The 21,612-nt window shown below is 72.5% G+C and carries 20 protein-coding genes; 18 read left to right on the top strand and 2 right to left on the bottom strand.

The features are described 5' to 3' along the window. The 18 genes from mltG to DEI95_RS14220 all read left to right on the top strand — a co-directional run. Window positions 1–1,140, top strand: a 1,140-nt coding sequence (gene mltG / locus DEI95_RS14305; protein ID WP_111060653.1) for an endolytic transglycosylase MltG, incomplete at its 5' end; no start/stop codon positions are given. A 56-nt stretch (window positions 1,141–1,196) separates the two neighbouring features. Then, entirely contained in the window at window positions 1,197–2,417 is a 1,221-nt protein-coding gene (gene aroC, locus DEI95_RS14300) for a chorismate synthase (RefSeq protein WP_111060652.1), read from the top strand. Window positions 2,418–2,455: 38 nt separating this feature from the next. Continuing rightward, window positions 2,456–3,001 carry a shikimate kinase gene (locus tag DEI95_RS14295; protein ID WP_111060656.1) on the top strand — a complete coding sequence of 182 codons (546 nt, stop codon included), beginning with the start codon at window positions 2,456–2,458 and terminating at the stop codon, window positions 2,999–3,001. Further along, window positions 2,998–4,095, top strand: coding sequence for a 3-dehydroquinate synthase (gene aroB, locus DEI95_RS14290; protein WP_375232115.1), 1,098 nt, complete (start codon window positions 2,998–3,000; stop codon window positions 4,093–4,095). The genes DEI95_RS14295 and aroB overlap by 4 nt, the downstream gene beginning before the upstream one ends. Window positions 4,096–4,152: 57 nt before the next feature. Next, entirely contained in the window at window positions 4,153–5,844 is a 1,692-nt protein-coding gene (locus DEI95_RS14285) for an AarF/ABC1/UbiB kinase family protein (RefSeq protein ID WP_111060651.1), read from the top strand. Between the two features lie 99 nt (window positions 5,845–5,943). Then, window positions 5,944–6,504 (top strand): elongation factor P, encoded by a 561-nt coding sequence (gene efp, locus DEI95_RS14280; RefSeq protein ID WP_110825070.1) that lies wholly within the window; start codon window positions 5,944–5,946, stop codon window positions 6,502–6,504. An 11-nt stretch (window positions 6,505–6,515) separates the two neighbouring features. Beyond that, complete coding sequence (nusB, locus tag DEI95_RS14275; RefSeq protein ID WP_110825069.1) at window positions 6,516–6,968, top strand: transcription antitermination factor NusB; 453 nt, start codon at window positions 6,516–6,518, stop codon at window positions 6,966–6,968. 77 nt (window positions 6,969–7,045) lie between these two features. Next, the gene (pyrR, locus tag DEI95_RS14270; protein ID WP_111060650.1) at window positions 7,046–7,615 is read left to right on the top strand and encodes a bifunctional pyr operon transcriptional regulator/uracil phosphoribosyltransferase PyrR; all 570 of its coding nucleotides are present in this window, start codon (window positions 7,046–7,048) and stop codon (window positions 7,613–7,615) included. Next, window positions 7,612–8,571 (top strand): aspartate carbamoyltransferase catalytic subunit, encoded by a 960-nt coding sequence (locus tag DEI95_RS14265; protein ID WP_110825067.1) that lies wholly within the window; start codon window positions 7,612–7,614, stop codon window positions 8,569–8,571. Before pyrR ends, DEI95_RS14265 begins: the two co-directional genes overlap by 4 nt. Further along, window positions 8,568–9,923 (top strand): dihydroorotase, encoded by a 1,356-nt coding sequence (locus tag DEI95_RS14260; RefSeq protein ID WP_111060649.1) that lies wholly within the window; start codon window positions 8,568–8,570, stop codon window positions 9,921–9,923. Before DEI95_RS14265 ends, DEI95_RS14260 begins: the two co-directional genes overlap by 4 nt. Then, the gene (locus tag DEI95_RS14255; protein WP_110890805.1) at window positions 9,920–10,462 is read left to right on the top strand and encodes a hypothetical protein; all 543 of its coding nucleotides are present in this window, start codon (window positions 9,920–9,922) and stop codon (window positions 10,460–10,462) included. Before DEI95_RS14260 ends, DEI95_RS14255 begins: the two co-directional genes overlap by 4 nt. Next, a complete protein-coding gene (gene carA / locus DEI95_RS14250; protein ID WP_111060648.1) occupies window positions 10,462–11,676 on the top strand; it encodes a glutamine-hydrolyzing carbamoyl-phosphate synthase small subunit in 1,215 nt (404 codons plus the stop codon). Before DEI95_RS14255 ends, carA begins: the two co-directional genes overlap by 1 nt. Beyond that, entirely contained in the window at window positions 11,676–14,954 is a 3,279-nt protein-coding gene (gene carB, locus DEI95_RS14245) for a carbamoyl-phosphate synthase large subunit (RefSeq protein ID WP_110910814.1), read from the top strand. Before carA ends, carB begins: the two co-directional genes overlap by 1 nt. After that, on the top strand, window positions 14,951–15,811 hold the full coding sequence (gene pyrF / locus DEI95_RS14240) for an orotidine-5'-phosphate decarboxylase (protein WP_111060655.1): 861 nt from the start codon (window positions 14,951–14,953) through the stop codon (window positions 15,809–15,811). The genes carB and pyrF overlap by 4 nt, the downstream gene beginning before the upstream one ends. Further along, complete coding sequence (gene gmk, locus DEI95_RS14235; RefSeq protein WP_111060647.1) at window positions 15,808–16,770, top strand: guanylate kinase; 963 nt, start codon at window positions 15,808–15,810, stop codon at window positions 16,768–16,770. The genes pyrF and gmk overlap by 4 nt, the downstream gene beginning before the upstream one ends. Window positions 16,771–16,799: 29 nt before the next feature. Continuing rightward, complete coding sequence (gene rpoZ / locus DEI95_RS14230; protein WP_110825061.1) at window positions 16,800–17,063, top strand: DNA-directed RNA polymerase subunit omega; 264 nt, start codon at window positions 16,800–16,802, stop codon at window positions 17,061–17,063. A 5-nt stretch (window positions 17,064–17,068) separates the two neighbouring features. After that, complete coding sequence (gene metK, locus DEI95_RS14225; protein WP_110900186.1) at window positions 17,069–18,280, top strand: methionine adenosyltransferase; 1,212 nt, start codon at window positions 17,069–17,071, stop codon at window positions 18,278–18,280. An 8-nt stretch (window positions 18,281–18,288) separates the two neighbouring features. Beyond that, window positions 18,289–20,433: a primosomal protein N' gene (locus DEI95_RS14220; RefSeq protein ID WP_111060646.1), complete on the top strand. Its 2,145-nt coding sequence runs from the start codon at window positions 18,289–18,291 to the stop codon at window positions 20,431–20,433. Between the two features lie 142 nt (window positions 20,434–20,575). Here DEI95_RS14220 and DEI95_RS14215 read toward each other — a convergent pair whose 3' ends face one another. Both DEI95_RS14215 and DEI95_RS14210 read right to left on the bottom strand, forming a co-directional pair. Further along, complete coding sequence (locus DEI95_RS14215; RefSeq protein WP_110825058.1) at window positions 20,576–21,052, bottom strand: DUF4383 domain-containing protein; 477 nt, start codon at window positions 21,050–21,052, stop codon at window positions 20,576–20,578. 119 nt (window positions 21,053–21,171) lie between these two features. Next, complete coding sequence (locus DEI95_RS14210) at window positions 21,172–21,498, bottom strand: hypothetical protein (protein WP_110825057.1); 327 nt, start codon at window positions 21,496–21,498, stop codon at window positions 21,172–21,174. Between the last annotated feature and the right edge of the window lie 114 nt (window positions 21,499–21,612).

Here is a 21,612-nt window from a genome sequence, read left to right as displayed (position 1 = left end):
GCCAGCTCCCGCGACGGCGGCCGACGGGGCGGGCGCGGGGGAGCCTCCCGTCCGCCGCGGGACGACCGTCCCGCCCGTCGCAAGGGTCCGCTCATCGCGGGGGTCGTCATCGTCGCGCTGGTGCTCGCCGCCGCCGGCGGTGCCTACGCGTTCGCCGCACCGAAGGTGAAGGCGGTGATGAGCGCGATCTCTGGCGCGAAGGAGACCGACGACTACACCGGTGACGGCACCTCGAAGGTGACCATCACGATCAAGGAGGGCGACATCGGCGAGGACGTCGCCGCCACGTTGCAACGCAGCGGCGTGGTGAAGACCTCGAGCGCGTTCTACGAACTGCTGCTCGCGTCGCCCGAGGTCCAGTTCCAGCCGGGCTCCTACGCGCTCAAGAAGCAGATGAGCTCGAAGGCCGCGCTCTCGGCGCTGCAGGACAAGGCGAACCGCGTCGAGGACCCGTCACTCGTCATCCCGGAGGGGACGGCCCTGCAGGACATCGAGGCCGGCATGGTCTCGAAGGCCGGCCTGAGCAAGGCCGAGGTCGCCGCCGCGGCGGAGGACGTCTCGGCGTACGGTCTCCCCGCGGGCGTCACGACCCTCGAGGGCTGGCTGTTCCCGGCGACCTACCCGATCAAGCCCGACTGGACCGCGAAGCAGTACTTCCAGGCCATGGTCGACACGATGAAGCAGCGGCTCGAGAAGGCCGGCGTCGCCGAGGCCGACCAGGAGCGCGTCGTGGTGTTCGCCTCGCTCGTGCAGAAGGAGGCCGGTCTCGCCGCCGACTACCCGAAGGTGGCGCGGGTGTTCCAGAACCGGCTGGACGACGGCATGCGGCTGCAGTCCGACGCGACCGTCGCCTACGGCACCGGGAACACGCACACCGTGACGACCACGGACGCCGAGCGGGCGGACGCGTCGAACGAGTACAACACCTACCAGCACGACGGACTGCCGCCGGCCCCGATCTCGAACCCCGGTGACATCGCGATCGACGCGGTCGTGCACCAGGCGACGGGCAACTGGCTGTACTTCGTCACGGTCGACCTCGAGACCGGCGAGACCGTGTTCTCGGACACGTACGACCAGCACCTCGTCGCGGTCGAGCGCTTCCGCAGCTGGCTGCGGGCGCACCCGGAGTACCAGTAGTCCCTCCCGCAGCGCACGGCACGTCGCACGGCCGTGCGCTGTGGGAGGATGGCTCCATGCTTCGTTGGTTGACCGCTGGAGAGTCCCACGGACCCGAACTCATCGCCATGATGGAAGGCCTCCCGGCCGGCGTCCCGGTGTCGTACGAGTCCATCCGCGCCGACCTCGCGCGCCGCAAGCTCGGCTACGGCCGTGGGTCCCGCATGAAGTTCGAGCAGGACGAGCTGCACCTGTCCGGTGGCGTCCGCCACGGTCTCTCGATGGGCAGCCCCATCGCGATCCGCATCGGCAACACCGAGTGGCCGAAGTGGGTCGAGGTGATGAACCCCGAGCCCGTCGAGCAGACCGACGCCTCGCGTGGCCGCGGTGCCCCGCTGACGCGCCCGCGCCCCGGGCACGCGGACCTGGTCGGGATGCAGAAGTACGGCTTCGACGAGGCCCGACCGATCCTCGAGCGCGCGTCCGCCCGTGAGACCGCGGCCCGGGTCGCGCTCGGCGCCGTGGCGAAGTCCTTCCTCGCCGAACTCGGGATGACCTCGGTCGCGCACACGCTGCAGGTCGGTACGGTCCGCGTGCCGGAGGACGCCGCACTGCCCGTGCCCGCCGACGTCGACCGCCTCGACGACGACCAGCTCCGCTGCGCCGACCCCGCGACCTCCGCCCGGATGGTGACCGAGGTCGAGGCCGCGAAGAAGGACGGCGACACCCTCGGCGGCGTGGTCGAGGTGCTCTTCTACGGGGTCCCGCCGGGACTCGGCTCGCACGTGCAGTGGGACCGTCGACTCGACGCGCGCCTGGCAGCGGCGATCATGGGCATCCAGGCGATCAAGGGCGTCGAGGTCGGTGACGGCTTCGCGACCGCGGCCCGCCGCGGGTCCGCCGCGCACGACGAACTGCAGCGCGCCGACGGTGCGATCGTGCGCACGAGCGATCGAGCGGGCGGCACCGAGGGCGGCATGTCCACCGGTACGGTCCTCCGCGTCCGTGCGGCGATGAAGCCGATCGCCACCGTCCCGCACGCGCTGCAGACCATCGACGTCGCGACGGGCGAGGACGCGAGCGCGCACCACCAGCGCTCCGACGTCTGCGCGGTGCCGGCGTCCGGTGTCGTCGCCGAGGCGATGGTGGCCCTGGTGCTCGCCGACGCCGTGCTCGAGAAGTTCGGCGGTGACAGCGTGGCCGAGACGAAGCGGAACCTCGAGGGCTACCTCGCCGCGATCCCGGAGACGCTCCGGACGCGCCGGAGCGACCCGACCGCGCAGACGCCAGCCCGGTGAACGCGGCCGTGCCCCGGCCCGTGGTCGTCATCGGACCGATGGGCGCGGGGAAGTCGAGCGTCGGCCGCCGGGTGGCCAAGGCACTCGGCGTCCCGTTCACCGACACCGACCGGGTGATCGCCCGCGAGCACGGCCCGATCCCGCGGCTGTTCGCCGAGCGCGGCGAGCCGGTGTTCCGCGAGCTCGAGGCCGAGGCGGTCCGACGAGCGGTCGGGACCGGCGGCGTCGTGTCCCTCGGCGGGGGAGCCGTCATGCACGAGGGCACGCGCGCGGCGATCGCGGACGCGCACGTCGTCCTGTTGACCGTCTCGGCCGAGGCGGTCGCGCCCCGGATCCTCGGTAGCGACCGGCCGCTCATCGCGACCGGCGGCATCACGGCGTGGCAGTCGATCCTCGACGAGCGGGCACCGACGTACGAACGGCTGGCCGACCTGGTGCTCGACACCTCGCGGCGGCCGATGTCCCGCGTGGCGGAGGACGTCGTCGCGTGGGTCCGGCGCACGGCACCGGCGAGCGCCCGGACCGACGGCCGGACCGACGGCCGACCCAGCACCCCCACCACCTCCGACGAAGGAGCACCGTGACCGAGTCGACCCTGCCCGAGGGCACCACCGAGATCCGAGTCGGCGGCGACGACGGCTACGTCGTCGCGGTCGGGAACGGCCTGCTCGGGGCCGTCCCCGCGTTGCTCGGCCCGCGCGTCGCCAAGGTCCTCATCGTGCACGCACCGACACTCGGGGCCCGGGCCGAGGACCTCCGGCAGCTGCTCGTCGACGCGGGGCTCGAGGCCCTCATCGCGGAGGTCCCCGACGCCGAGGCCGCGAAGCGGATCGAGGTCGCCTCGTTCTGCTGGCAGGTCATGGGCCAGTCCGACTTCACCCGCACCGACGCCGTGATCGGGCTCGGCGGCGGCGCCGTCACCGACCTCGCCGGGTTCGTCGCCGCCACGTGGCTGCGCGGCGTGCCGTACCTGTCGATGCCCACCACGGTGCTCGGCATGGTCGACGCGAGCGTCGGCGGCAAGACCGGCATCAACACGAACGAGGGCAAGAACCTCGTCGGCGCCTTCGCCGCCCCGCGCGCGGTGGTCGCCGACCTGGACCTCCTCCGGACCCTGCCGCGGAACGAAGTCCTCGCCGGCTTCGCCGAGATCGTCAAGGCCGGCTTCATCGCGGTCCCGGAGATCCTCGACGTCATCGAGGCGGACGTCGATCGCGTCACCGACCCGACGACGCCCGAGTTCCGTCGCGTCGTCGAACTCGCGATCGGTCTCAAGGCGCAGGTCGTGTCGGACGACTTCACGGAGCAGGGCCGTCGCGAGGTGCTCAACTACGGGCACACCCTCGGTCACGCGATCGAGCACGCCGAGCGGTACCAGTGGCGACACGGCGCTGCGGTCTCCGTCGGCATGGTCTTCGCCGCCGAACTCGCACGCCTGACCGGGCACCTGGACGACGCCACCGTGGACCGACACCGGGCGGTGCTGGACTCGCTCTCGCTCCCCACCACCTACCCGCTCGGACGGTGGCAGAGCCTCCTCGCGACCATGCGTCGGGACAAGAAGGCACGCGCCGGCATGCTCCGGTTCATCATCCTCGACGGGATCGGCAAGCCGGTGACGCTCGAGGGCCCGGAGGACCACCTGCTCTTCACCGCGTACCAGGAGGTCGGCGCCTGAGGTCCGACGGGTCCCGGCACCCCGGTCCGCCCCAGGCCCACGGAGCAGACTGAGGACGTGCCGAACCCGCCCCGTCTCAGCGACTTCTCCACCCAGCAGCGTCCGGACGCGGGGACCGCCCGCGGTCGGGCCCGTCGGTTCGCCGAGGTGCTCGGGATCGCACGGCGCCACGGGCTCCTGCCGATCCGTCGGCTCGACTTCTCGCGGGAGCCGGCCACGGCCGACCTCCGCCGGGACCAGGCCGACCACCTGCGCCTGGCGCTCGAGGAGGCCGGCGGTGGCTTCGTGAAGATGGGCCAGGTCTTGTCCACACGCGACGACCTGCTGCCCGACGAGTGGACGGAGCGCCTCGCGCTCCTGCAGGGGAGCGTGCGTCCCGCCGCGCCCGACGAGGTCGCCGCGCTGCTCGAGGCCGAGCTCGGCGCGCCGGTGGCCGGGGTGTTCGCGTCCTTCGACCCGGAGCCCGTCGCCGCGGCCTCCATCGCGCAGGTGCACCGCGCACGGCTCGCCGACGGCACCGCGGTCGCGGTCAAGGTGCAGCGGCCGGGCATCGACGCCGCGGTCCGGCGGGACGTCGACATCGCCCTGCGGCTCGTGCGCTTCCTGACCCGGACGTCCGCGCAGGCGCGGCAGCTCGGCGTGGTCGAGGTGGCCGAGCAGTACGGCGCCGACCTCGTCCGACAGGTCGACTTCACCGCGGAGCTGCGGAACCTCGAGTCGCTCCGCGCGGCCCAGGCCCGGAGCGCGCGTCCCGACGAGGTGCGGTTCCCGGAGCCGTACCGCGACCTGTCCACGCGACGCGTGCTCGTGATGGAGTTCCTGGAGGGCGATACGCTCAGCGCGATCCGAGCCGAGCGCTCGGACCGCGACCTCGACGAGCCGATGCGCTCGGTCCTCCGCGCGTTCCTCCGTCAGGTCGTCTTCGACGGCGTCTACCACGCGGACCTGCACCCGGGGAACGTCCTGCTCCTGCCCGACGGACGGCCCGCGCTCATCGACTTCGGATCGGTCGGGAGGCTCGACCCGGGTCTCCGGGACACGGTCCAGGAACTGCTCGCCGCCTACCTGCAGGACGACACCTCACGCATCGCGGACGCGGTCCTCCGGATGGCGCCGGTCCGCGACCCCGAGGACGAAGCGGACTTCCGGCGCGACATGGCGCGGTTCGTCGCCGAGGAACTCGGTCCGGGCGCGCGGATCGGCGTCGAGACGGTGGACGACGCGGTCGAGGTGTTCGGTCGCTACCGGCTGCGTGCTCCGGCCGACTTCGTGGCGGCCGCCCGCGCGCTGGCGATCTTCGAGGGGACGCTCCGCACGCTCGCGCCGTCGTTCGACCTGCTCGAGGAGTCGCGCGGCCTCGCAGCGGAGCAGATCCGCGACCAGCTCCGGCCCGCCGCGGTGCGGAGCGTCCTCGTCCGCGAGCTCTTCGGGCTGGTGACCTCGGCGCGGCGGCTGCCGCGCCGCATCGACAAGATCACCGAGGCGGTCGAGGCGGGGCGGCTGTCGGTGAACATCCGGCTGCTCAGCGACCGGCGTGACCGCCAGACCGTCTCCGGCATGATCCGCCGGGTGTTGCTCGTGCTCCTGGGAGCCGGGGCGGGCCTCCTGGCCGTGGTCTACCTGGCCGCGCCGGCCCGGCCGACGGCCGTGATCAGCACGCTCGTGGCCGGGGCGTTGCTCGGCGGCACCTGCGTCGTGCTGCTCACGTGGGCGGCCGTCGACGCGTGGCTGGCGCGGAGACGGCAGTAGGCCGTCGGTCCGGTCCCGGCACGCCGGGCCCCGTCCGCTACACTCGTCCGGGGCTCCACGAGCCTGGACACCTTCACAACACCATCGAACGGAAGACCCATGGCGAGTACCACTGACATCAAGAACGGCGCCGTTCTCATCATCGACGGGCAGCTCTGGTCGGTCGTCGAGTTCCAGCACGTGAAGCCGGGCAAGGGCGGCGCCTTCGTGCGCACCAAGCTCAAGCAGGTCGTCTCCGGCAAGGTCGTCGACCGCACCTTCAACGCCGGCGCGAAGATCGAGACCGCCACGGTGGACCGCCGCGACTTCCAGTACCTCTACGAGGACGGCGACTCGTACGTCTTCATGGACCAGGACACCTACGACCAGGTCAACGTCCCGGCGGCCGTCGTCGGTGACGCGCGCAACTTCCTGCTCGAGTCCGCGCAGGTCACCATCGCGATGAACGAGGGCAACCCGCTCTACGTCGAGCTCCCGACCTCGATCGTCACCACGATCGAGACCGAGCCGGGCCTGCAGGGCGACCGCTCCTCCGGCGGCACGAAGCCGGCGACGATCGTCACGGGGTACCAGATCCAGGTCCCGCTCTTCCTCGAGTCCGGCACCAAGGTCAAGGTCGACACCCGCGACGGCAACTACCTCGGCCGCGTCAACGACTAGGCGCTGACCGTATGAGTGCTCGTTCGAAGGCCCGCAAGCGCGCCCTCGACATGCTGTACGTGGCCGAGGTGCGCGAGCTGCCGATCGCGGACGTCCTCGCGACCGAGACGGTCCGCCACCTCGACCAGCCGGAGCGCGCCTCCAGCTGGGACTACGCGCGGCAGATCGTGACGGGCGTCGACGAGGCCCGGTACGAGATCGACGGCGTCATCTCCGACCACGCGCAGGGCTGGGCGATCGCCCGGATGCCGGTCCTCGACCGCTGCATCCTGCGCATGGGCGTGTGGGAGATCCGGTTCAACCCGGAGGTCCCGGACGCCGTGGCGATCGCGGAGGCCGTCGAGCTCGCCCAGTCGCTGTCCACCGACGACTCGGCCGGCTTCGTGAACGGCGTCCTCGGCGCCGTCGCGGAGGGCCGTGGACCGTCCGGTCGGACTGTCGCGGAGGACCGGGAGTCCCGCTAGGCTCGAACGCAACCAGCATCCTTTGATGCCGTCCAGTGAGGCGGGGGTCGTCCAGAGAGACGAGGAAGGAGGTCGGCGTGGGCACCAGAACGGTCCTGCAGCAGTCCGACATCACGCGTGCCCTGACACGCATCGCACACGAGATCCTCGAGGCCAACCACGGCGGCTCGGACCTCGTGCTGCTCGGCATCCCGACCCGCGGGGCGGTCCTCGCCGAGCGCCTGGGTCGGGTCCTCGCCGACATCGAGCCCGGGTGGGAGTCCGCGTCCGGCGGCATCGGCACCGAGCGCGTCGGAGCACTCGACGTGACGATGTACCGCGACGACCTCGGTCGGGGCATCGGTCGGTCCCCGCACCGGACGGTCATCCCCGCCGGCGGCGTCGACGGCAAGGTCGTCGTCCTCGTCGACGACGTCCTCTACTCCGGCCGGACGGTCCGCGCGGCGCTCGACGCCCTGCAGGGCATCGGCCGCCCACGCGCCGTCCGCCTGGCGGTCCTCGTCGACCGGGGCCACCGCGAGCTGCCGATCCGGGCCGACCACGTCGGCAAGAACCTGCCGACCGCGGGCGACGAGCGGGTCTCGCTGCACCTGACCGAGACCGACGGCGTCGACGAGGTCGTCATCGAGCAGGGCGGTGCGGCATGAGGCACCTGCTCTCCACCGCGGACCTGTCGCGGGAGGAAGCCGTCCGCATCCTCGACGTCGCCGAGGAGATGGCGGAGGTGAACACGCGCGAGGTCCGGAAGCTGCCGGCACTGCGCGGCCGGACGGTCGTCAACCTGTTCTTCGAGGACTCGACCCGCACGCGGATCTCGTTCGAGGCGGCCGCCAAGCGCCTCTCCGCGGACGTCATCAACTTCGCCGCGAAGGGCTCGAGCGTCTCGAAGGGCGAGTCGCTCAAGGACACCGTGCAGACCCTCGACGCGATGGGCATCGACGGCATCGTCATCCGCCACGGGGCGTCCGGCGCCCCGCGCGTCCTGGCCGAGGCCGACTGGATCGACGTGCCGGTCGTGAACGCCGGTGACGGTACCCACGAGCACCCCACGCAGGCGCTCCTCGACGCGTTCACGATGCGCCGCCGACTGCACGGCACGGCGAGCCGCGGGCAGGGCCTCGACGGCGTCCGCGTGCTCATCGTCGGCGACGTCCTGCACAGCCGCGTGGCCCGCAGCAACGCCTGGCTGCTCCGGACCCTCGGCGCCCACGTCACGTTCGCCGCGCCGCCGACGCTGCTGCCCGCGGTGGACCGCCCCTTCGGTGCCGCGGTCCAGCACGACCTCGACGCCGCACTGGCCGAGGACCCGGACGTCGTGATGACCCTGCGCATCCAGCAGGAGCGGATGAACGACGCCTTCTTCCCGAACCCGCGCGAGTACACCCGCCACTTCGGGCTCACCGCCGCGCGCTTCGCCCGGCTGCCCGAGCGCACGCTCGTGATGCACCCCGGCCCGATGAACCGCGGGCTCGAGATCGCCGGCGTGGCCGCCGACGACGCCCGCTCCACCGTGGTCGAGCAGGTCGCGAACGGCGTCTCGGTCCGGATGGCCGTGCTCTACCTCGCCCTCACCGGTGACCACCAGAAGGAGACCGTCGCATGACCGCACACCTCATCCGCGGCGCGCAGCTGGTCGACGGCACCCGGGCCGACATCCGCCTGGAGGGTCGGCTCGTCACCGCGGTCGGGTCCGGTCTCGACACGGCCGGTGCCACGGTCGTCGACGCTGAGGGGCTGCTCGCCCTGCCCGGTCTCGTCGACCTGCACACCCACCTCCGCGAACCCGGCCACGAGGAGTCCGAGACCGTGCTGTCCGGCTCACGGGCCGCCGCCGCCGGCGGGTTCACCGCGGTGAACGCGATGGCGAACTCCTCGCCGGTCGCCGACACCGCCGGGGTGGTCGAGCAGGTGCAGGCGCTCGGGGACGACGCCGGCTACGTCACGGTCCGGCCGATCGGCGCCGTGTCGCAGGGTCTGCAGGGCACGCACCTGTCCGAGATCGGCGCGATGGCGACCTCGCGCGCGGCCGTCCGGGTGTTCTCCGACGACGGCTCGTGCGTCGCCGACCCGCTGCTCATGCGGCGCGCGCTCGAGTACATCAAGGGCTTCGGCGGGGTGCTCGCGCAGCACGCCCAGGAACCCCGTCTGACCATCGGCGCGCAGATGAACGAGGGCCGGCTGTCCTCCGAGCTCGGCCTCGCCGGATGGCCCGCCGTGGCCGAGGAGTCGATCATCGCGCGCGACGTCCTGCTCGCCGACCACGTCGGTGCCCGGCTGCACGTCTGCCACGTCTCGACGGCGGGCAGCGTCGAGGTGATCCGTTGGGCCAAGTCCCGCGGGATCGACGTGACGGCGGAGGTCACCCCGCACCACCTCGTCCTGACCGAGGACCTCATCGCGGGCCACGACGGTGCGCCCGGGTACGACGCCCGCTACAAGGTCAACCCGCCCCTCCGCAGTCGTGAGGACGTCGACGCGCTCCGCGCAGCCCTCGCCGACGGCACGATCGACATCGTCGCCACCGACCACGCGCCGCACCCGGCCGAGGCGAAGCACTGCGAGTGGCCGGCCGCCGCGAACGGGATGGTCGGGCTCGAGTCGGCGCTCAGCGTCGTGCACGCCGCCGTGGTGGCCGACGGTCGCCTCGACTGGGCCGACGTCGCCCGGGTGCTCTCGAGCGCGCCGGCCCGGATCGGCCAGGTCGCCGGCCACGGGCACGCGATCGTCGAGGGGGCACCGGCCGAGGTCACGTTGTACGACCCGGCCGCCGTGCGCACGTTCTCGGTCGACGACCTGCACGGACAGTCGCAGAACTCGCCGTACATCGGCATGCGCCTGCCCGGCCGGGTGGTCGCCACGTTCCACCACGGCATGCCCACCGTCCTCGACGGGGAACTGCTCGACGCCGGGACGGTCGCGGCACAGGCCGCGCACGAGCGGGCGGCGACCGCATGAGCGGTGACACGGCGCGCTGGCTGCTCGGCGGGGTGATCCTGCTCGCGGTGGCGGCGCTGTTCGTCGCGATGGCCCGCACGTGGCGGACGCGCAGCCGACGGCAGGCGGAGGCCGTGCCTCCCGTCCCGGTCCCAGCGGACCCCGGGCCCGTGGTCGGGTCGTGGGACGGGTTCACCGTCGCGACGACCCGCGCCGACGAGCCGCTCGAACGCATCACGGCCGGCGGCCTCGGGTTCCGCGGCCGCGGCGGTGTGACGGTCCACCGGTCCGGCGTCGTGCTGCACCACGCCGGCACGGACGACCGCTGGATCGCCCGGAGCGCGGTGCGCGGTGCCGACCGGGCCACGTGGGCCATCGACCGGGTGGTCGAGCCCGGGGGACTGGTCCGACTGCGATGGACGGCGACCGGCGCCGCAGCTGCGACGGACCTCGACACCTACTTCCGGTTCCCCCAGGGCGACGCGGACGCGCTCCGCGCGCTGCAGGGACCGGCGACGACGAACGACTCCCCGCACACCGCGGGCGAAGGGACGAACTGATGACACGCGAACGGGCCGTACTGGTCCTCGAGGACGGCACCCGGTACGACGGCTGGGCCTACGGCGCCCGCGGGCGCACGCTCGGCGAGGTGGTCTTCGCGACCGGCATGACCGGCTACCAGGAGACGCTCACCGACCCGTCGTACGCGGGCCAGATCGTGGTGCAGACGGCACCGCACATCGGCAACACGGGGGTGAACGACGAGGACCCCGAGTCCCGGCGCATCTGGGTCGCCGGGTACGTCGTGCGCGACCCCAGCCGGGTGGTGTCGAACCACCGGGCCAACGCCTCGCTCGACGAGCACCTCGTGCGCGACGGCATCGTCGGCATCTCCGGGATCGACACCCGGGCCCTGACCCGGCGCATCCGCGACGCCGGCGCGATGAAGGGCGGTGTCTTCAGCGGGGCCGACGCGACGCTCGACGCCGACGAGCAGCTCCGGATCGTCACCGAGCAGACCGGCATGACGGGCAGGAACCTGTCCGCCGAGGTCTCCACGGCCGAGGAGTACGTGGTCGCGCCGGTCGGGGAGCGGATCGGCACGCTGGCCGTCCTCGACCTCGGCGTCAAGGCGTCCACCACGCGGTACCTGTCCGAGCGCGGCTTCGAGGTGCACGTGCTGCCGCAGGACGTCACCGTCGAGCGGCTCCGCGAGCTCGACCCCGACGCGCTGTTCTACTCGAACGGCCCCGGCGACCCGGCCGCCTCCGACGCCCAGGTGTCGCTCCTGCAGGACAGCCTGCGCGACGGCCGACCGTTCTTCGGCATCTGCTTCGGCAACCAGCTGCTCGGCCGCGCGCTCGGCTTCGGCACCTACAAGCTGCCGTTCGGCCACCGCGGGATCAACCAGCCGGTGCTCGACACCACGACGGGCAAGGTGGAGATCACGAGTCAGAACCACGGCTTCGCGGTCGACGCACCGGTCGGGGAGACCCTCGAGTCGCCGGTCGGTTTCGGCCGGGTCGAGGTGTCGCACTACTCGCTGAACGACAACGTCGTCGAGGGCCTCCGCGCGCTCGACATCCCCGCGTTCAGCGTGCAGTACCACCCCGAGGCGGCCGCCGGACCGCACGACAGCATGTACCTGTTCGACCGCTTCCGGGACATGGTCCTCGCCCGACGACAGGGGGAGCCGCTCGACGCGGCCACCGCCGACGCGACCACCCCCGCCGCCGACGTCACGACCGCCGACACCACGAAGGAGGGCAACTGATGCCCAAGCGCTCCGACATCAGCTCCGTCCTGGTCATCGGCTCCGGTCCGATCGTCATCGGGCAGGCCGCCGAGTTCGACTACTCCGGCACCCAGGCGTGCCGCGTCCTGCGCGCCGAGGGCGTCCGGGTCATCCTCGTGAACCCGAACCCGGCGACGATCATGACCGACCCGGACTTCGCCGACGCGACGTACATCGAGCCGATCACGAACGCCTCGCTCGAGGAGATCATCCGCATCGAGCAGCCCGACGCGGTCCTGCCGACGCTCGGCGGGCAGACCGCCCTGAACGCCGCGATCGCGCTCGACGAGGCCGGCATCCTCGAGAAGCACGGCGTCGAGCTCATCGGCGCGAAGGTCGACGCCATCCAGCGCGGTGAGGACCGACAGCTCTTCAAGGAGCTCGTCCTCGAGTCGGGCGCGGACGTCGCCCGCAGCCACATCGCGCACACGCTCGAGGAGGCGAAGGAGTTCGCGCAGGACCTCGGCTACCCGCTCGTGGTCCGGCCCTCCTTCACGATGGGCGGGCTCGGCTCGGGCTTCGCCTACAACGAGGAGGAGCTCGTCCGCTTCGTCGGCGACGGCCTGCAGTCGTCCCCGACGACGGAGGTCCTGCTCGAGGAGTCGATCCTCGGCTGGAAGGAGTACGAGCTCGAGCTGATGCGGGACAACGCCGACAACACGGTCGTCATCTGCTCGATCGAGAACGTCGACCCGGTGGGCGTGCACACCGGTGACTCGATCACGGTCGCCCCCGCGCTCACGCTGACCGACCGCGAGTACCAGAACATGCGGAACATCGGCATCGACATCATCCGTCGGGTGGGCGTCGACACCGGGGGCTGCAACATCCAGTTCGCGGTCGACCCCTCGAACGGTCGCGTGATCGTCATCGAGATGAACCCGCGCGTCTCCCGCTCGTCGGCCCTCGCGTCGAAGGCGACGGGCTTCCCGATCGCCAAGATCGCCGCGAAGCTCGCCATCGGGTACCGGCTCGACGAGATCCAGAACGACATCACGCAGGTCACCCCGGCGAGCTTCGAGCCGACGCTGGACTACGTCGTCGTGAAGACCCCGCGCTTCGCGTTCGAGAAGTTCCCCGCCGCCGACGCGACGCTCACCACGACGATGAAGAGCGTCGGCGAGGCGATGGCCATCGGCCGCAACTACGCCACCGCGCTGCAGAAGTCGCTCCGGTCGCTCGAGAAGCGCGGGTCGAGCTTCCACTGGGACGTCCCGGCGGACCAGCTCGACAAGGCCGCCCTGCTCGAGAAGTCGCGCATCCCGACGGACGGCCGGATCGTCACGGTCCAGCAGGCCCTCGTCGCCGGCGCCACCACGGCGGAGGTCTTCGACGCCACCGGCATCGACCCCTGGTTCATCGACCAGATCGTCCTCATCAACGAGGTCGCGGCCGAGGTCCGGGACGCCGCGACGCTCGACGCCGACACGGTCCGCTGGGCGAAGGAGCACGGGTTCAGCGACGTGCAGATCGCCGCGCTCCGGGGCATCACCGAGCAGGAGGCCCGCGACCAGCGGCACGCGCTCGGCATCCGGCCGGTGTTCAAGACCGTCGACACCTGCGCGGGCGAGTTCCCCGCCCTGACGCCGTACCACTACTCGTCCTACGACACCGAGACCGAGGTCGCCCCGAGCGACCGCAAGAAGGTCGTCATCCTCGGCTCCGGCCCGAACCGCATCGGCCAGGGCGTCGAGTTCGACTACTCCTGCGTGCACGCGTCCTTCGCGCTGAGCGACGCCGGGTTCGAGACGATCATGGTGAACTGCAACCCGGAGACGGTCTCGACCGACTACGACACCTCGGACCGCCTGTACTTCGAGCCGCTCACGGCCGAGGACGTCCTCGAGGTCATCGAGGCCGAGCAGGCGTCCGGGCAGGTGGTGGGCGTCGTCGTGCAGCTCGGCGGGCAGACCGCGCTGGGCCTGGCGAAGCCGCTCGAGGCCGCGGGCATCCCGATCCTCGGCACGAGCCCGGACGCCATCGACCTCGCCGAGGAGCGCGGGGCCTTCTCCCGCATCCTCGACGACGCCGGCCTCCTCGCCCCGAAGAACGGCACCGCCCACGACCTGGCGAGCGCGACCACCGTCGCCGAGGGCATCGGCTACCCGGTGCTCGTCCGCCCGTCCTTCGTGCTCGGTGGGCGCGGCATGGAGATCGTCTACGACTCCGCCGCCCTCGCCGACTACTTCGACCGGATGGCCGACCAGGCGATCATCGGCCCCGACCTGCCGCTGCTGGTGGACCGCTTCCTCGACGACGCGGTGGAGATCGACATCGACGCGCTGTACGACGGCGAGCGGCTGTACGTCGGCGGCATCATGGAGCACATCGAGGAGGCCGGGATCCACTCCGGTGACTCGTCCTGCACCCTGCCCCCGGTCGGCCTCGGTCGCGCCGAGATCCAGGCCGTCGTGGACGCGACCGAGGAGATCGCGCGGGGCGTCGGAGTCCGCGGTCTGCTCAACGTGCAGTTCGCGATCGGTGCGGGCGTGCTCTACGTCCTCGAGGCGAACCCGCGTGCCAGCCGCACGGTGCCGTTCGTGTCGAAGGCACTGGGCATCGCCCTGGCGAAGGCCGCCGCGCGTATCATGACCGGCTCGACGATCGACGGGTTGGTCGACGAGGGGATGCTGCCCGCCCGCGACGGCGCGTTCGTCCCGGCGCAGGCGCCGGTCGCCGTCAAGGAGGCCGTGCTCCCGTTCCGCCGCTTCCGCACCGCCGACGGGCAGGTCGTCGACTCCGTGCTCAGCCCGGAGATGCGCTCGACCGGCGAGGTCATGGGCATCGACCGCGACTTCCCGCGGGCGTTCCTGAAGAGCCAGGAGGCCGCGTACGGCGGGCTCCCGACCAGCGGCACGGTCTTCGTGAGCGTCGCCGACACGGACAAGCGCGCCATCGTCCTGCCGGTGCACCGCCTGCAGCAGCTCGGGTTCCGGATCATCGCGACCGAGGGCACCGCCGAGGTGCTCCGCCGCAACGGCATCCTGGTCGGCACGGTCGGCAAGTACAGCCAGGGGCAGGAGAGCGTCGTCGACCTGCTCGCCCGCAACGAGGTCGACATCGTCATCAACACGCCGAGCGGTGCCTCGGGTCGTGCGGACGGGTACGAGATCCGTGCGGCCACCGTGGCGGCCGACAAGCCGCTGTTCACGACGATCTCGCAGCTCGGCGCGGCGGTCGCGGCGATCGAGACGATCGGGACGCCGCACAGCGTCCGCAGCCTGCAGGACTACGCGCTCGAGCGGGCCGGGTGGTGACGCCGTTCGGCGTCCGGCTCGCGGCCGCCATCGACGCGCGCTCGGCCCTGTGCGTCGGGATCGACCCCCACGCCGCCACGCTGGCGGCGTGGGGGCTCGGCCGCGACGAGGAGGGCCTCACGGCGTTCGGCGCCACCCTCGTCGACGCGGCCGCGGGCCGTGCGGCCGTCGTGAAGCCGCAGGTCGCGTTCTTCGAGGCCGCCGGGGCGGCCGGGTTCCGGGCGCTCGAGGCGACGATCCGTCGGGCGCGGGACGCGGGCCTCCTGGTCGTGGCCGACGTGAAGCGCGGCGACATCGGGTCCACCGGGGACGACTACGCGCTCGCCTGGCTGGACCGCGACGGGCCGTTCGCGGCGGACGCGATGACCGTGTCGCCGTACCTGGGGTACGCCTCGCTCGCCGGGACGATCCGCGTCGCCCGTGCGCACGGAGCGGGTGTGTTCGTGCTCGCCGCGACGAGCAACCCGGAGGCACGCGTGCTCCAGACGGCGGTGGTGGCCGAGGGGCCACGTGCCGGTCGGACCGTGGCGGCCGGTATCGTCGTGGACGTGGCAGACGAGAACCGGACGACGGCCGACCAGGCCCTGGGGGACGTCGGGCTCGTGCTCGGCGCGACGCTCGACCTCGACGACTTCGGCATCACCGCCGACGACATCGGCGCGGCGCCGGTGCTCGCGCCCGGGTTCGGCGCGCAGGGCGCACGCATCGAGGACCTCCGCGGGCTGTACGGCAGCCGTGCCGAGCAGGTCCTGGTGAACGAGTCGCGCGGCCTGCTCGTCGACGGTCCGGACGCCGTCGCCGGCCTGGTGGCGGACCGTGCGGAACGGATCGCGCACGCCCTGGCGGTGGCCGCGTGACCGAGCAGACCGGGGCAGCGCCCGACTCGTCCACGGATGACCGCGCCGAGCTCCCCGCGCACCGGAACCCGCCGGAGGTCGACCGTGTCGCGGCCGCGAAGGCCGCCGTCGCCGCACGACGAGCACGTGCCGCCGTCAAGGCCGCGGTGGCGTCGGGGGAGCGGTCGCCGCTCGAGGTCGCCAAGGCCGCGTGGTCGGAGGACGAGTCGGTCGTCGCGGCGACCGCCGCCGAGCGGTCGCTCCGGGTGCGGGACCTCCTCACGAGCCTGCCCGGTGTCGGTCCGGCCCGGGCCGAGGCCGTGATGGGCGCCCTCCGCATCGCGCCGTCCAAGCGCCTGGGCGGCCTCGGCAGTCGACAGCGCACCGAGCTCGCGGACTGGTTGGCGGCACGTGGGCGCAAGCGGGGGGCCTCGAAGCTCGTCGTGCTCGCGGGGCCGACCGCGGTCGGGAAGGGCACCGTCAGCGCGCACATCCGCGAGCAGTACCCCGAGGTGAACCTCAGCGTGTCCGCGACGACCCGCAAGCCCCGCCCGGGCGAGGTCGACGGCGTGCACTACTACTTCGTCGACGACGCCGAGTTCGACCGGATGATCCGCGACCGCGAACTGCTCGAGTACGCCACCGTGCACAACTCGTACCGGTACGGCACCCCGCGGCCGCCGATCGACCGTGCGCTCGACGCCGGCGAGAAGGTCATGCTCGAGATCGACCTGCAGGGTGCCCGGCAGGTGCGGGACGCCATGCCCGAGGCGGTGCTCGTGTTCCTGCTGCCGCCGACCTGGGACGAACTCGTCCGCCGGCTCATCGGCCGCGGCACCGAGTCCGCCGAGGAGCAGGCCCGGCGGCTCGAGACCGCGAAGGTGGAGCTCGCCGCGCAGGACGAGTTCGACGTGCGGATCGTGAACTCGGATGTCAGCACGGCGGCACGCGAGGTCGTAGACTTGTTCTCTGCGCCCTGACGGGTGCACCGACGACGAGGAGCAACCCCATGGCCAACCCCCAGGGCATCATCGACCCGCCCATCGACGACCTGCTCAGCAAGGTCGAGTCGAAGTACGCGCTCGTGATCTTCGCCTCCAAGCGCGCCCGCCAGATCAACGACTACTACGCCGACCTGCACGAGGGCTCGCTCTTCGACAACGTCGGCCCGCTCGTCGACTCGACGATCGACGACAAGCCGCTCTCGGTCGCGCTCCACGAGATCAACGAGGACAAGCTGACCGTCACCAAGCAGCAGCAGCCCACCGTCTGATCCCGGTGACGAGCGCACTCCGTCTCTTCACGTCGGAATCGGTGACAGAAGGCCACCCCGACAAGATCTGCGACCAGATCTCGGACGCCATCCTGGACGCCCTCCTCACGGTCGACCCGCACGCCCGGGTCGCCGTCGAGACGATGGTGACGACCGGGCTCGTGCACGTCGCCGGCGAGGTCACCACCTCCGGCTACGTCGAGATCCCGCAGCTGGTCCGTGACGTCATCACGGGCATCGGTTACGACTCCTCCGACGTGAGCTTCGACGGCCGTACCTGCGGCGTCGAGATCTCGATCGGTGCGCAGTCGCCCGACATCGCGCAGGGCGTCGACGAGTCGCTCGACACCCGATCGGGTGCCGGGGTCGACCCGCTCGACCGCCAGGGCGCGGGCGACCAGGGCATCATGTTCGGCTTCGCGACGAACGAGACGCCCGAGTACATGCCCGTCGCCATCTGGCTCGCACACCGTCTGGCGGAGAAGCTCGCAGCGGTCCGCAAGTCCGGTGAGCTGACGTACCTGCGCCCGGACGGCAAGACCCAGGTCACGGTCGGGTACGACGGCGTCACGCCGAAGACCGTCGAGACCGTGGTGCTGTCGACGCAGCACGCGCCGAGCGTCACGCTCGAGCAGCTGACGGCCGACATCACCGAGCACGTCATCCGTCCGGTCCTCGACCTGGTGGACCTCGACTCGTCCCGTGTGGACGTCATCGTGAACCCGACCGGTCGGTTCGAGATCGGCGGGCCCCAGGGCGACGCGGGCCTGACCGGGCGCAAGGTGATCGTCGACACCTACGGTGGGGCATCGCGGCACGGCGGTGGCGCGTTCAGCGGCAAGGACCCCTCGAAGGTGGACCGCTCGGCGGCGTACGCCCTGCGCTGGGTCGCCAAGAACGCCGTCGCGGCGGGACTCGCCGACCGGCTCGAGGTGCAGGTCGCCTACGCGATCGGTCGCGCCAAGCCGGTCGGTCTGTACGTCGAGTCCTTCGGCACCGGCCACGTCGACGACGCCACGATCGAAGCCGCGATCACCGAGGTGTTCGACCTCCGACCGGCCGCGATCATCCGCGACCTCGACCTGCTCACGCCGAAGTACGCGCAGACGGCGACCTACGGGCACTTCGGTCGCGACCTGCCCGGCTTCACCTGGGAGCAGCTCGACCGCGTCGAGGAGCTCCGCACCGCGGCAGGACTCGTCCCCGCCACCGCCTGAGGCCCTCCGTGGCCACCGTCGCGCGCGTCGTCCTCGACTCGCCGCTCCCGCAGCTCGACCGTCTGTTCGACTACCGGGTGCCGACCGAGTTCGAGGACGACTGCGTGCCGGGGGTCCGCGTGAAGGTGCCGCTGCGCTCCGGTGCGCGCATGACCGACGCCTACGTGGTCGAGGTCGTGTCGGACGACGCCCTGTCCCCGGAACACGACTTCCCGGGGGAACTCAGCGTCATCGAGGAACTCGTGAGCCCGGTGCCGGTGCTCGCGCCCGAGGTCTGGCGACTCGCGCGGGCCGTGGCCGACCGTGCCGCCGGGGTCGCGAGTGACGTGCTGCGGCTCGCGGTGCCGACCCGGCAGGTCCGGCCCGAGAAGGCCTGGCTCGAGCGGGACCCGGAGCACGTACCGCCGGCGGTCGAGGCGGTCCCGGTCACCGGGTACGCGGACGGCGCGCTCGAGGCCGTCATCGACGCCGGTGGCCGTGCGGCGGTCAGTGCCGTCCCGCACCCGGTGCTGCTCGCGGCACCGGCACCGGCACCGGCACCGGCACCGACGCCCGCGACGGAGCCAGACGTCGACGCTGACGCTGACGCTGACGCCGGCGCTGACGCCGACCCGACAGCGGACGGCCCTGCTCCCGGCGACGGCGGTCCGCAGCCGGTCGCCGCAGACGCGCCCGACGGCGTCTGGGTGCCGGGCTGGGCCGCCACCCTGGCCCAGGCCGCGGCGCACACCCTGGCGGGCGAGCGCTCCGCCGTGCTTGCCGTCCCCGACTTCCGGGACGTCGCCGACCTCGAGCGTGCGCTGCACGTCCTCGTGCCGCCGGAGCGGGTCGTCCGCTTCGACGCCAAGCAGACGAACGGGCAGCGGGCCCGCGCGCTCCTGACCGCCCGGACCCACCCCGTGGTGGCGATCGGCAGCCGGGCCGCCGTGTACGCCCCGGCCGCCGACCTCGGGCTCATCGCGCTGTGGGACGACGGCGACCCGTCTTTCGCCGAGCAGCGTGCACCGTACGTGCACACCCGGGACGTCGCCCTCGTGCGGACCGCGCAGTCGGGCGCGGCGCTGCTCATGCTCTCGCACGCCCGGAGCACCGACGTGCAGCGGCTCGTCGAGCTCGGCTGGTTGCAGGAGCTCGCTCCGCACCGGGTCCGGGTGCCGAAGGTCGTGCCGACGGCGCACCAGACGAACGCCGACGGGTACGCCGCGCAGGCCCGGATCCCGAGCAGCGCGTGGCGGGCCGCCCGCGAGGCGAGTCGTGAGGGTCCGGTCCTCGTCCAGGTGTCGAACCCTGGGTTCGGGACGGGACTGGTCTGCTCCGAGTGCGGGGAGCGCGCGCACTGCCGGGTCTGCGGCGGCCCGCTCGGCAGTCCACACGCGGGATCGACCCCGCAGTGCCGGTTCTGCGGTGCCCTCGCCGCCGGCTACCGCTGCCCGACGTGCGGCAACGGCACGCTCAAGCCGGTCGGCCAGGGGGCACAGCGCACCGCCGACGAACTCGGCCGGGCCTTCCCGAACACCCGCATCGTCGTCGCCGACGGGTCCCGCCCGATCGACGAGGTCCCGGCGCGTCCCGCGGTCGTCGTCGCGACCCGCGGAGCCGAGCCGGACGTCGCCGGCGGGTACGCGTGCGTCCTGCTCCTCGACGGCGAGCGGATGCTGGCGCGGGAGGGGCTCCGGGTGCAGGAGGACGTCCTGCGCGTGTGGGCGAACGCCGCGGCCAAGGGCGCGCCCGGTGCTCCGGTCTACCTGGTCGGGATCGGCGGGAAGCTCGCGAACGCGATGGCACTCTGGCGGCTCGACCTGCCTGCGCACGACGAGTTGACCGACCGCCGCGAGCTGTTCTTCCCGCCGGCCGTCCGGGTCGCGACCCTCACCGGCACCGACGAGGCCGTCACCGGCGCGGTCGAGGCACTCGGCGACGCTCCGGTGGGGCCCGTCCTCGGGCCCGTCCCGGTGGAGGACCCGACGCCGGGCACGGTCCGCGCGATCGTGCGGTTCCCGTATGGACACGGCGCCGAGGTCGCGGCGACGCTCAAGGCGGAGGTGATCCGGCGCTCCTCGACGCGACGGGTCGTCGCCGGTGGCACGAAGCGGCGGGCGGCCCCGGCGCTCCGGGTCCGGATGGACGACGCCGAACCCTTCTCCGAGGTCTGACCCGCGCTGCACGGGCCCCGCGCTGTACGCGCCCGGCGCTCCACGGGCCCCGCGCTGTACGCGCCCCCGCGCTGTGCCGCCCGGACGGACGGGAGGCCCGTGGCGATCCCGCCACGGGCCTCCCGTCCGTCACCGACGCGGATCAGCGAGCAGTGCGCTCCGCACCGACCGGTGCGCGACGGCCGCGGGACAGCACGACGCCGAGCGCGACCATGCCGATCGCGAGGACGAGGTGCAGCCAGTTGTCGGCCGAGTTGAGCGGCACGAAGTTCGCCGCGCTGTCGCTGTTCGCGGTGAAGAGGCCGTAGATCCAGAGGACGAAGTACACGACGCCGCCGATCACCAGGTAGAACCGGGACCCGCTGGCACGACGTGCTGCGAGGACCCCGACGACACCGAACAGCAGGTGGACGATGTTGTGCAGCACCGACACCTGGAAGATGCCGAGCAGCATGCCCATGGAGTCGTTGCCGGCGCCGCCCAGGTCACCGGTCGTGAGGCCGGGGACGAAGCCGGCGAGGCCGACGAGCAGGAAGACGATCCCGACGACGAGGGCGCCCTTCTGGACGGGCGTCTCGGCGAAGCTGGTGGGAGCGGGGGTGGACAGTCGGTCTGACATGGTCGTTCCTTTCAGCGGATTGCCTGTGACCGTACCCGTGCGACGACGGGGACGTCCGGAGGTGCCGCGGACCCTCGTCCCGGGGACGGAGCGGCCGACGGGACCTCCGGCTGCCGGGCTCAGCGCGGCTGGGCGGGGTTGGTCGGGTCGCCGTGCGACGGCGGGTTGACCACCGGGCCGGAGGTCGCGGGCGTGACGGCGGGCGAGGCGGTGCCCTGCTGGACCTCGGGCAGGTGCTCGGGGACCGTCCCGGTCGGCTCGGCGCCGGCGTCGAGGGCTGCGATGCGGGAGGTCAGCACCTGCACGACCGGCAGTCGATCGCCGTGGCCCCGTTCGTGGTCGAGCAGGGTCTGCAGTTGGTCGCGGTCGAGCGGGCGGACGTGTTCGGCGAGGTTGCCGAGCGGGAGGTGGTCGAAGTCGGGCAGGGGCAGTGCGTCGCTGGTCATGGTGGTCCTTCCGTCGAGGTGCCAGCGACCGTAGGCAGGACCGCCTCCGCACACACCCAGTCCCGGCGCGGACCGAGCGCGACCTCGGCCGCCCGTCCCGTCCGGGTCTCGTGG

It is taken from the genome of Curtobacterium sp. MCBD17_008 (assembly GCF_003234475.1).
In the GTDB taxonomy this organism is placed as follows: domain Bacteria; phylum Actinomycetota; class Actinomycetes; order Actinomycetales; family Microbacteriaceae; genus Curtobacterium.
This window is presented reverse-complemented; position numbering and strand designations above follow the sequence as displayed.